This window comes from Actinomadura sp. HBU206391 (genome assembly GCF_014323665.1).
Classification (GTDB): domain Bacteria; phylum Actinomycetota; class Actinomycetes; order Streptosporangiales; family Streptosporangiaceae; genus Actinomadura_C.
The window spans coordinates 1-10,519 of sequence record NZ_JABVEB010000192.1 but is presented as its reverse complement, the minus strand read 5'-3'; the positions used below and the strand labels follow the sequence as shown (position 1 = coordinate 10,519).

The 10,519-nt window shown below is 70.5% G+C and carries 11 protein-coding genes and 1 other RNA gene; 4 read left to right on the top strand and 8 right to left on the bottom strand.

Going from position 1 to position 10,519, the window contains the following annotated elements:
• The 4 genes from HKK72_RS30470 to HKK72_RS30455 all read right to left on the bottom strand — a co-directional run.
• Positions 1-720 (bottom strand): HD domain-containing protein (locus tag HKK72_RS30470; RefSeq protein WP_187237890.1); only part of this gene is annotated, 720 nt, incomplete at its 3' end.
• Positions 721-802: 82 nt separating this feature from the next.
• The gene (locus tag HKK72_RS30465) at positions 803-2,902 is read right to left on the bottom strand and encodes a hypothetical protein (protein WP_187237889.1); all 2,100 of its coding nucleotides are present in this window, start codon (positions 2,900-2,902) and stop codon (positions 803-805) included.
• Positions 2,903-3,171: 269 nt separating this feature from the next.
• Entirely contained in the window at positions 3,172-3,561 is a 390-nt protein-coding gene (locus HKK72_RS30460; protein ID WP_315987527.1) for a hypothetical protein, read from the bottom strand.
• Between the two features lie 70 nt (positions 3,562-3,631).
• The gene (locus HKK72_RS30455) at positions 3,632-3,973 is read right to left on the bottom strand and encodes a hypothetical protein (protein ID WP_187237888.1); all 342 of its coding nucleotides are present in this window, start codon (positions 3,971-3,973) and stop codon (positions 3,632-3,634) included.
• 123 nt (positions 3,974-4,096) lie between these two features.
• Between HKK72_RS30455 and HKK72_RS30450 the strand changes: the two genes are divergently transcribed.
• From HKK72_RS30450 to HKK72_RS30440, 3 genes are read left to right on the top strand one after another with little or no spacing between them, the layout of a single operon-like run.
• Entirely contained in the window at positions 4,097-4,921 is an 825-nt protein-coding gene (locus HKK72_RS30450; RefSeq protein WP_187237887.1) for a Nif3-like dinuclear metal center hexameric protein, read from the top strand.
• A complete protein-coding gene (locus HKK72_RS30445; protein WP_187237886.1) occupies positions 4,918-5,661 on the top strand; it encodes a zinc ribbon domain-containing protein in 744 nt (247 codons plus the stop codon). The genes HKK72_RS30450 and HKK72_RS30445 overlap by 4 nt, the downstream gene beginning before the upstream one ends.
• Positions 5,662-5,713: 52 nt before the next feature.
• Positions 5,714-6,859: a bifunctional RNase H/acid phosphatase gene (locus tag HKK72_RS30440; RefSeq protein WP_187237885.1), complete on the top strand. Its 1,146-nt coding sequence runs from the start codon at positions 5,714-5,716 to the stop codon at positions 6,857-6,859.
• 86 nt (positions 6,860-6,945) lie between these two features.
• On the opposite strand, the gene HKK72_RS30435 is transcribed toward HKK72_RS30440, so the two are convergent.
• Together HKK72_RS30435 and HKK72_RS30430 are read right to left on the bottom strand one after the other, a co-directional pair.
• The gene (locus HKK72_RS30435) at positions 6,946-7,707 is read right to left on the bottom strand and encodes an SDR family NAD(P)-dependent oxidoreductase (RefSeq protein ID WP_187237884.1); all 762 of its coding nucleotides are present in this window, start codon (positions 7,705-7,707) and stop codon (positions 6,946-6,948) included.
• Positions 7,708-7,800: 93 nt separating this feature from the next.
• The gene (locus HKK72_RS30430) at positions 7,801-8,217 is read right to left on the bottom strand and encodes a MarR family winged helix-turn-helix transcriptional regulator (protein ID WP_187237883.1); all 417 of its coding nucleotides are present in this window, start codon (positions 8,215-8,217) and stop codon (positions 7,801-7,803) included.
• Positions 8,218-8,342: 125 nt separating this feature from the next.
• Between HKK72_RS30430 and rnpB the strand changes: the two genes are divergently transcribed.
• Positions 8,343-8,734, top strand: an RNA gene (rnpB, locus tag HKK72_RS30425) — RNase P RNA component class A.
• A gap of 30 nt (positions 8,735-8,764) precedes the next feature.
• Here the strand turns inward: rnpB and HKK72_RS30420 are convergent.
• Both HKK72_RS30420 and HKK72_RS30415 read right to left on the bottom strand, forming a co-directional pair.
• A complete protein-coding gene (locus tag HKK72_RS30420; protein ID WP_187237882.1) occupies positions 8,765-9,094 on the bottom strand; it encodes a tyrosine-type recombinase/integrase in 330 nt (109 codons plus the stop codon).
• A gap of 242 nt (positions 9,095-9,336) precedes the next feature.
• On the bottom strand, positions 9,337-9,894 hold the full coding sequence (locus tag HKK72_RS30415; RefSeq protein WP_187237881.1) for a hypothetical protein: 558 nt from the start codon (positions 9,892-9,894) through the stop codon (positions 9,337-9,339).
• Between the last annotated feature and the right edge of the window lie 625 nt (positions 9,895-10,519).

Here is a 10,519-nt window from a genome sequence, read left to right as displayed (position 1 = left end):
CCGGGTCGCGGCGTGCGCGGCCGGGTCGCGGGCGGCGAGCGCCAGGTCGTCCATCTCCCGCTTGAGCACGTAGATGCCGAGCCGTTCCGCGAACGGGCCGAGCAACTCCAGGGAGGCCTTCGCGATCCGCTCGCGTTTGTGCGGCGGCTGGAAGCCGATGGTGCGGAGGTTGTGCAGCCGGTCGGCGAGCTTGATCACCAGCACCCGCAGGTCGGCTGCGGCGGCTAAGACGATCTTGCGGAAGGTCTCGGCCTCCGCCCGGTCGCCCCACTTCTCCCCGTCGAGCTTGGTCACCCCGTCGACCAGCACGGCGATCTCGTCGCCGAAGTCGGCCCGGACCTCGCCCAGGGTGTAGGGGGTGTCCTCGACGGTGTCGTGCAGCAGCGCGGCGACGAGCGTGGTGGTGTCCATGCCCATCGACGCGAGGATCATCGCCACGGCCAGGGGGTGGGTGATGTACGGGGCGCCCGACTTGCGGGGCTGGCCGCGGTGCATCCGCTCGGCGACCGTGTAGGCGCGGCGCAGCTCGTGGACGTCGACGTTCGGATAGACGGCCCGATGCGCGGCGACCAGCGGCTCGACCCCCGGCTGCACCGGGTGGGGCCGGGCCGACCGGAGCGGCCAGACCGGCAGCGCCGCCGCGCCGAGCCGCCGCCGCGCCGCACCGCGCCAGCGCCTGCCTGGACGCGCGGCCGGATGGGCCGGATCGGTGGTCGTCATCGCGCATACCGCCTGTCCATAGCGTCTGCTACAGCCTGTAACCGACATTATGCGGGACGTGGCAGCCGCGATGGAAGGTCTTTCACGTTCCGGGGGACTCCGCGGCCTCCAGCGCCCGGATGCCGGCGGCCAGCGTGATCGGGACCGCGACGACCAGTGCCAGGGCCAGCACGGCGATGCCGGAATCGTTGACGCCGAACCCGACGACGGCCGTCACGAGTGCGCCCATCAGCCCCGCGCGCAACAGCGGGGCCTGTGCGTAGGCCAGATCCAGCACGCTCGCGCGCAGCCGCTCCGGCCGCCGCAGCACGAGGAACAGGAACACGAGCGCGGCGACCACGATGGGCGTCAGCGTGGGGTTGCCGATCGTGCCGATCATGGCCGCGAACTTGCGCTCCACCGTGGGGCCGGCCTGGCCCTCCAGCAGATCACCGAAGAAGCGGCCGAGGTGCGTACGGTCGGCCGGCGGGCGCAGATGGTCGAGGTAGGCGATGGAGAGCACCACCACCCCTCCGGCACCGCAGAAGGACGCGAGCCGGAACGGCGAGACGCGCTTCTCCGCGACCATGAGGCCGGTCACCGCCAGCCCCGGCACGATCGCGATCACCCCGCCGAAGTCGGCGCCCCAGGCGGGAAAGCCGTCCAGCACCATCGCGGTGAGGCCCATGGCGAGGACGATCGCGATGGCCCGCACCCGTGCCCGGCTCCGCTCAAGGTCGCCGTCGCCGGCACGGGTCAGCAGCCACTGCGCCGCGCCGACGGCCGTGAGCAGCACCGAGGTCGCGAACACCGCGAAGGCGATGTTGCCGAGGCCGTAGTAGCGCCCGCCCACCAGGGGCGAGTAGCCCATCAGGCTGTAGAGCTGCAGCCTGGTGCCGGTGACCAGGTCGAGCCCGACGGTCAGCGCCGTCGCGGTGGCGACGACGGTGCCCGGCCCGAGCAGCGTCCGCCGCCAGGGTCCGGCCAGGGCCAGGATGACGATGAGCACGTCGGCGGCGGCGATGCCGCCGAGCAGCATCGGCGTCGGCGCTCCGGTGCTCCACCACGGGACGAGGTTCACCAGGTAGGTCGAGACCGGCACGGCGGCGCTGACCAGCGCGGCAAGCCGGGTGGCCGACAGCACCCGTCCCCGCGTGCGGCCGTCCCAGCGCCGGCGGAGCGCGACGGCCGCCAGACCGAAGAACAGCACCTGCGTGATGACGAGGCCGAGGAAGAAGTTGGGCAGCACGCTCTTGTACGTCTGTGCGGCGACGTCCTGATCGGCGAGGTCGGCCACCCCTTCGCCGGCCCGGCCCTGTCCGCTGTGCCACGGCGTCCCGACGGCCTCACCCGGGACCGGCACGCCTGTGGTGCCGAGCAGGGTGGCGGTGAGATCGGGAGTGATCACGATCTTGTCGCGGCGGGTCGAGTCGGAGGTGAGGTGCGCGCCGGCCCGGAACCCGGGCCCGGCGGCGATCGCGACCCGCAGGTGCGGACCCGCCGCCACGGCGCCGTCGGACAGCCCGGCGACGAGCACCTGGCTGCCGCCGGGGAGCGCGGCGAGGATCTGCCCGACGATGACGTCGGCGCGCCGTACGGAGTCGGGGGTGGCGCCGCCGAGGAGAACGTCGTCGATGTCGACCGCCGTCACGGGGCACCGCTGCAGGGTCTGCGCGGTCAGCTCACTGCCGGACGCGGCGTAGACGCCGACCCGACCCTGAGCGTCGGCCAGCGCCAGGGCGGCGCCCGGGCCGGCCGCCGTGGTGCACCTGCCGGCGCTGCGGAGCGCCTCACCGAGCAGACCGACGGGGGACTGGAACCGTGACTCGAGGTTGGTGCGGCGCATGTGCGGAAAGCCGGTGACCACGGCTCCTTCGCCGCTTCGCACGGGTGCCGGCGGCGGCGTCGCGCACGACCCGCCGGCCCTGGCCGCGCGAGTGCCCGCCGACACCGTCAGCCAGCCGTCGATGGGGCACGCCACGGTACCGAGCGTGCGGACCGACAGAGCGCCGGACGAGCCGTCCTTCGCCAGCCGCCAGAGGTTCGGGGTGTCGCGGGCGTTCAGATGGTCCCAGCTGAGCGCCGGAACGCCCATGAGGACGACGCGTTGTGCGGGCGGCGGGGCCTCGGCCCGTGCGACCGCCACCCCGGGGGACACCATGAGCGCGAGGAGCGCCAGCACCGTCAGGACGGACGCCCGCAATGGACACCTCCACAGTGGTCCGGCGCGTCCGAACGCGCCGCGATCGGCGATGACCGTAACGCGAACAGACCATGCTTTGTTGGACATCCCGGGAAACTTCCGTCGACGCGACGGTGAGTTCCACGCCTCAGCGGGCGCCGTGGGCATGCGGACACCCTAGACCGAACCCCAGACGGCGCCATGGAAGGCGCGGCCGGCCGCGCCGTAGCCCGTGATCGCGGGTCGCATCGCGGGTCGCATCGCGGGTCGCATCGCGGGTCGATCGGGTCCTAGGACGGCGACGCGGGGCGGGGCGGCCGCTCGGGTGCGTACCGTTCGCGCAGGGCGGTCTCGACGAGCTCGGCGGCGGTGGACAACGCGACCAGGCGTACGCCCTCGCGCCGGTAGGCGTCGAGGATCGATTCGATGCCGTGCGGGGGCACGACCTCGCGGAGGTCGGTGCGGGCCGTGCGGAAGCCCAGCCTGGCGGCCTCGACACAGGCGTCCACGTGACGGCGCGCCATGCCCGCGAGGGCGATCGGATACCTGCGCAGTACGCCGTAACGGCGATATTCGGGGGGCACCAGCTCGAGCAGCCAGGCGACCGCCGTGTCCTCGAAGCGATCAGCGCCTGGTGGATGCACCTCGGCGGGCCAGCCCGGGGGAACGTACGCGCTCACACGCCAACGATAACGCACGCTTCGAAACGGTGTTCGAAATCCGCGGGGTGGGCTGATCGGCCGAGGCCGCCTACTCCCGGTCGCGTGGCGCCGACCGGCGAATGCGGATCACTCCGGAGTCGAGGTCGTCGCGGCGGACGCCCTCCTGATGCAGGTCGTCGGCGCGGCGCATCTTCTCCGACTCCTCGACCTCGATCTGGATCTTCTTGGCTCCGTTGAACGCGGCGTGCAGGTCGGCGAACATCCCCGAGGCGAGATTCGCGCCCCCTTCGGCGTCGCCGCGGAGCGCGGACATCATCGACCGTCCGGTCCCTTCGGCCGGCCAGTCGATGACCTCCGGCTCGACCGTCGTTGGCTTGACCGGCCGGCGGCGGCCTTTTGGCCGCCTGCGGCGGCGAAAGGGTGATTTCACACGCTCTCCAACGCTCTACACCTCTGAATTGATCCCGGGGGGTCGAGCACGGCCGCCGTTCCGAGGCCGAGCCGTCCGGGCGGCGTGCTCGGCGGTGGCGGCCCGGGAGGGTAGCCTGCGGGCGTGCGTCTCTCCCACGTCGTCGCGGCACTCGAGGACTTCTACGACCCGGCCTGGGCCGAGCCATGGGACGCCGTCGGCCTCGTGTGCGGAGATCCGGATCAGGAGGTCGGCCGGGTCATGTTCGCCGTCGACCCCGTCGCGGCCGTAGTAGAGGAGGCGCTGGGCTGGGGCGCCGACCTGCTGGTCACGCACCATCCCCTGCTGCTCCGCCCGGTGCACGGCGTCGCCGCCACCACTCCCAAGGGCAGGCTGATCCACCGGCTGATCACCCACGGGACGGCTCTGTTCACCGCCCACACCAACGCCGACGTCGCCGATCCCGGTGTGTCGGACGCGCTGGCCCGTGCCGTCGGGCTGACCGGGCCGCTGCGTCCGCTGGCCCCGTCCGACAGCGATCCGCGCCGCGGCATCGGCCGGATCGGCACTCTGGACGAGCCGCTTCCGCTCCACGAATTCGCTTCCCGGGCGGTCGCCGGGCTGCCCCGCACCGCCTGGGGTCTGCGCGTGGCCGGCGACCCCGACCGCATGATCCGTACGGTCGCGGTCTGCGGCGGCGCGGGGGACTCCCTGCTCGACCGGGCGCGCGCGGCCGACGTCGACGTCTACCTGACCGCGGATCTGCGTCACCACCCCGCGTCCGAGTTCGGCGAGCACGAAGGGCCAGCCCTGATCGACGCCGCGCACTGGGCGACGGAGTGGCCCTGGCTGCCCGAGGCGCAGCGGCGCCTGACGGGCGCACTCGACGTGAAGACCCGGGTCTCCACACGTGTCACAGACTCGTGGACCCTCTCGTGCACATCTGAAGGAGTCGAGAAAATTCCGTGAAAGCCGCACCAGAAGCCCAGCTGCGCCTGCTCGACCTGCAGGAGCTCGACAGTGCGCTGGGCCGGCTGGCCCGCCGCCGCCGTACGCTCCCCGAGCTGGCCGACATCGAACGCATAGAGAACCGGCTCGGTGAGATGCGCGACGCCATGGTGGCCGCCGAGACCGAGATCAGCGACCTGGAACGGGAGCAGAAGAAGGCCGAACAGGACGTGGACCAGGTTCGCCAGCGAGCCGAGCGCGACCAGAAGCGCCTCGACTCCGGGCAGGTGTCCTCGGCACGGGACCTCGGCAACCTGCAGTCCGAGATCGCCTCGCTGCACCGGCGCCAGTCCGACCTCGAGGAGGTCGTCCTGGAGATCATGGAGCGGCGGGAGGCCGCCGACGAACGCGCGGTGGGCCTTCGCACCGAGCGCTCCGCGGCCGAGGAGGAACTGGCCGGGCTGGGCGAGCGCCGCACGGTCGCCGAACGTGAGATCGACGAAGAGGCCGGCGCGACCAGCATGGCCCGTACCGCAGTCGCCAAGGACGTTCCCGCCGACCTGCTCGCCCTGTACGAGAAGCTGCGCGACCAGTTCGACGGGGTCGGCGCGGCGGCGCTGCACCGTGGCCAGTGCCAGGGTTGCCACCTGGCCCTCAACACCGTGGACCTCAACCGCATCCGGGCCGCCGCCGCCGACGAGGTCATCCGCTGCGAGGAGTGCCGCCGCGTCCTCGTCCGCACCCCCGAGTCGGGACTGTGACCGGAGCGCGGTGTCCGCGCCGGGCGACGCCGGTGCGGAACGGAGCCGCCAGATGACCCGTCGCCTGATCGTCGAAGCCGACGGCGGGTCGCGCGGCAATCCGGGGCCGGCGGGCTACGGTGCCGTGGTCCGCGACGCCCCGACCGGGGAGGTGCTCGCCGAGGTGGCCGAGGCCATCGGGCGGGCGACCAACAACGTGGCGGAGTACCGGGGGCTGATCGCCGGCCTCGGCGCCGCCGCGGAGCTGTCGGAAGCCCCGGAGCGTACGGCCGTCGAGGCACGGATGGACTCCAAGCTCGTCGTCGAGCAGATGTCGGGCCGCTGGAAGATCAAGCATCCGGACATGATCCCGCTCGCCAGGGAGGCGAGGCGGCTGGCGTCGGGCCTCGGCTCGGTGAAGTACTCCTGGGTGCCGAGGGCGCAGAACAGCCACGCCGACCGGCTCGCCAACGAGGCGATGGACGCCGCCGCGAAGGGCGGCACGTGGCGGCGCCGTACGAGTGAGGTGGACGAGCCCGACCAGGACCCCGAGCCGGTCGTCCAGCCGGGTCCTGCGGTCGCGAAGCAGGGATGGGCGGCGCCCACGTCGGCGCCGACCACCACCCTGCTGCTCAGGCACGGCGAGACTCCGCTGTCGGCGGAGCGGCGGTTCGCGGGCACCGGCGACTTCCCGCTGACCGACACCGGAGTGGCCCAGGCCAAGGCGGCGGCGCTCGCCTTCGCCGAGCGGGGCGTCGACGCGATCGTCACCTCGCCCCTCAGCCGGTGCCGCGACACCGCCGTCGAGATCGCGGCGGCCGCCGGCCTTGAGGTCAGGGTGGAGGAGGGCTTCCGCGAGACCGACTTCGGTGATTGGGAGGGGCACACGTTCGCCGAGGTGCGGGAGCGCTGGCCCGCCGAGATGGACGCCTGGCTCGCGGACCCCTCGGTCGCGCCGCCCGGTGGGGAGAGCTTCACCGACACCCTCCGGCGGGTGATCATCGCCCGGGACAAGCTGATGGTGCGGTACCGGCGCGAGACCGTGCTCGTGGTCTCGCACGTCACGCCGATCAAGCTGCTCCTGCGGGATGCGCTGCTGGCTCCGATGGGCGCCCTGTACCGCATGCACCTCGACGTGGCGTCGCTGTCGGCGATCGACTGGTACGACGACGGCCCCGCCGTCGTGCGGGCGCTCAACGACACCCGCCATCTGAGCTGACCCCGCCCCTTCGCCGGCGTCGAATCGGCGCCGGCGAAGGGGAGCGGGGGGACCGGTGCCGGAGGCTCGGCGCCGGCCGAGCGGGCTCAGGCGACGAGGAAGTGGCCGTCGGCCCGGATGAGCTCTCCGGTGACATGGCCGTTCGCAGCCGAGCCGAGATAGACGATCAGAGCGGCCACCTCCTCGGCCTCGGTGAGGCGGCCGGTCGCCGCCGCGGCCTTGGCCTGGTCGATCATCGCCTCGGGCAGCGACCGGTCTCCGACGACGAAGCCGGCCATGACGACGTTGGTGAGGACGCCCGCGCGGGCCAGTTCCCGCGACATGGTGCGGGTGAGCCCGTGGAGGCCCGACTTCGGGGTGGTGTACGGCGCCGATCCCGCGAATCCGTCGACGGCAAGGCCCGTGGACACGTGGATGATCCGTCCCCATCCCTGGGCGCGCATCTGGCCGGTCAGCGCCCTCGCCAGCAGGTACGGTCCTTCGAGGTTCGCTCGCAGCGACCGTCGCATGCGCTCGGGCGGCGCCGTCTCGAACCGCTCGCCGGGCGCCGGGAACGACGGCCATTCGACGGCGTTGTTCACGAGCACGTCGACCGTGCCGAACGCGGTGAGCGCCCGGTCCGCCGCCGCGTCGATCGACTCGGGGTCGCCGAGGTCGATGCGGAGCGGTAGTGCCTTGACGCCGAGCGACTCCGCGCGCGCGGCCGCTTCGCGCGCCCTGTCCTCGCCGGCGTGATAGCCCACCACCACGTTCGCCCCCTCGGTGGCGAAGGCATGGGCGATCGCCCGGCCGATCCCACCGGAGGCGCCCGTGACGAAGACGGTCCGGCCGTTGAGTCCCAGGTCCATGGTGAACTCCTTCACTGGTTAACTAGTTGGCATTAACGTTAACCGGTGAATCTTTAGCCGACTAGCGATGTTCGCTGTCGGCGATCGGCATGGTCAGCCGAGGACCTCGTGCACGGCGGCCCGGGCCACCGCGCGCTCCTCGTCGCTGAGGCCGTTCCAGAAGTCGCGCTCCGCCGCGTACCAGATCTCCGTGATGGGCTCGCGGAGCGCGCGTCCCGCGTCGGTCAGCCAGATCCGGACCAGGCGGGCGTCCGCCGGATCGCGCTCACGCCGTACCAGGCCCGATCGCTCCAACCCCGTGACCACCTTGGTCACCGCGGGCGGCGAGACGCCGGTGCGGGCCGCGAGTTCGGCGGAGCTGAGGCCGTCCGCACGCCACAACTGGGCCAGGTACAACTCCTGCCCCAGGTGCAGCCCGTGCCGCTCCAGTTCGGTGGCCACGAGGGCCTTGTGCCGCCCCATCACGCGGAGGAGGCGGTACGTCGGGCTGTCGAGCAGCGATCTGGCCACATCGCCAGCGTACGACCAGCGGTTTCGTCGTGGTCAGGGAACCACCCTCGGACTGTTGATCGCCCCGGGAGGACCTCGCCGTGCGCGAACGCCGTCCATGGCCGTACGCTTGGTCATACGGCGGACGAGTCGGCCGGGCGGCCGCGTCGGAGATCTATGATCTCCGCCGAGGAAGGTCCGGGCTCCATAGGACAAGGTGGTCGGTAACGCCGACCCGGGGTGACCCGCGGGAAAGTGCCACAGAGAACAGACCGCCCCGGCCTCTGGCCGGGGTAAGGGTGAAACGGTGAGGTAAGAGCTCACCAGCGCCCGAGGTGACTCGGGCGGCTCGGTAAACCCCACCTGGAGCAAGGTCAAGAAGGGAAGTCGCAAGACCTCCCGCGCAGGCGTTCGAGGGCGGCCCGCCCGAGCCTGCGGGTAGACCGCTGGAGGCTGTCGGCAACGGCAGCCCGAGATGGATGGCCGCCGGTCCACCACGTGTGGATCACAGAACCCGGCCTACAGGCCGACTCGTCCGCCACCATTCCGCTGACCTGCGCCGCAGCGGTCATCGAGCTTCCCTGTTCCGGTCCTGTTCTGCCGCACCGGTGATCAAAGACTCGATCGCACCACGTCCGAGGTCCTCATCATCGGGGAACAGGTGACCGTAGGTGTCCATGGTCTCGACGATCGTCGCGTGCCCGAGGCGGGTCTGGATCACCTTCGGGTTGAGGTTCGCCTTGATCAGCCCGCTCGCGTAGAAGTGGCGCAAGTCGTGGAACCGGGTGCCGGTCTCAAGGCCGGCTCTCTCGACCGCGAGTCGCCAGCAAGTGCCGAAGGGGGAGCGCTGTACGACCTGAACCGCCCCGGGTTCTATGGAGACCACAGTCCCGCGCACACGGTATGAGCAGCGGTAACCGCGTACCCGCCGTCCTGGGGGTCAAGTGCACCCAAAGCATGCCCCCGTTACTTGACCGAGAGTCGCGGAGTCTGGGACTGACGACTGCGCCGCCAGCCCCGCTCCCCAAGGGGTGGGACGACGGCAGATGGATGCCCACCAAACCGGGTCAAGTCCAGCACGCCAGCACCCTCTATCTATCGCTTAAGCAGGACCAGAACGCCTCTGCGTTATGACTGGCTCTAGCCTGACTTATATGCCTCCCAGACCATCTGGGGAGTGAAATCATCGTCGCATTGGTCCAGGGCCAGGACCTCGGGAGCGGGGCCATCCTTGATCAGGCACCAGTAGTTGTAGCTCTTCCGCCGAAAAACATACTTGTTAGCACCCATGGGAATCTTCTGCCATACGGTTTGGTCGTCGCTACACGGCCGAATGGTCACACCAACTGCGAACATTGGTATTGGTGCTCTCTCGACCGCACCCGCAATGCACTGTCCCGTCAGCTTGTTTTTCAATTTTATCTGATCTATACTGCCGCCTTGCGGAAACACCTCCTTCCATAGTTGTGAATCCTTCGCGAACCCGCTGGCGTTCAACCGCACGATGCCGGTGATCCGACCATCGGGCGGCCACGCTACGTCCATCGAGCGGAGAGCGAAGGGCGACCCCTGGTCCCTTACGGTGCCCCGGAGGTGGAACCACCCAGGGGGCAAGGCGTTGGCTGCTGTTGTCGTATGGGGGGCAAGCGAGGCCCCGAGCAGCATGGCGATGGCGATGAACGCGACTTTTCGCAACATCTCCGACTCCTCTCTCTGCGACGACCGCCCGCCGAGAGAAGTTCCGAGTTTTGTGAACATACACGAGCTGATCACCGGCACGACCGGTAGGCGCGCATTGGTCGGCGGCGCACTCCGCCGACATTCTCATCATCCATGAGACGAGAAGAAAACAGGCAATATCGGGACAAGTAACCGAAAGATTACCTTCAGACCTTATTACCGGTCGAAGAATTCACCCTATTTACCAAGAAATGATTATGAGCATGTTGATTTTCGACCCGGGCGGGGCCGGCGGCGCCCCGCATCCACGCCGTCCTACAACGAGAAGCGGTCGCGGCCGACTGCGGGGTGCAAGCCTGCTGGTGCCGCGCCGCGAGCGCTGTCCTAGAGGGTCGGTGCTCATCGCGCCTTGCTGTTCCGGCTCTGTTCCGTCGTAGAGTCGAAGATCCTCGAAACCGTTGACAAGTGTTGAGAGACGACGACGCAGGTCAACGCCGGTTCCAAGGCGAAGCCACAGGTCAGGAAGACCCCGCGAACAGAACCCGGCCCACAGGCCGACCCGTCCGCCACCATGGAACCGGGTGCCCTTCCAGCGTGGCGTGGTCGGGCGGGCGGCAGACGGGCCCTCTTTGCTGTGCGGCAA

Bases quoted from the DNA above. Each gene is read 5' to 3' on its own strand.
- HKK72_RS30440 (WP_187237885.1), top strand. From the start codon at position 5,714: ATGACCCGTCGCCTGATCGTCGAAGCCGACGGCGGGTCGCGCGGCAAT.
- HKK72_RS30435 (WP_187237884.1), bottom strand. From the start codon at position 7,707: ATGGACCTGGGACTCAACGGCCGGACCGTCTTCGTCACGGGCGCCTCC.
- HKK72_RS30415 (WP_187237881.1), bottom strand. From the start codon at position 9,894: ATGTTGCGAAAAGTCGCGTTCATCGCCATCGCCATGCTGCTCGGGGCC.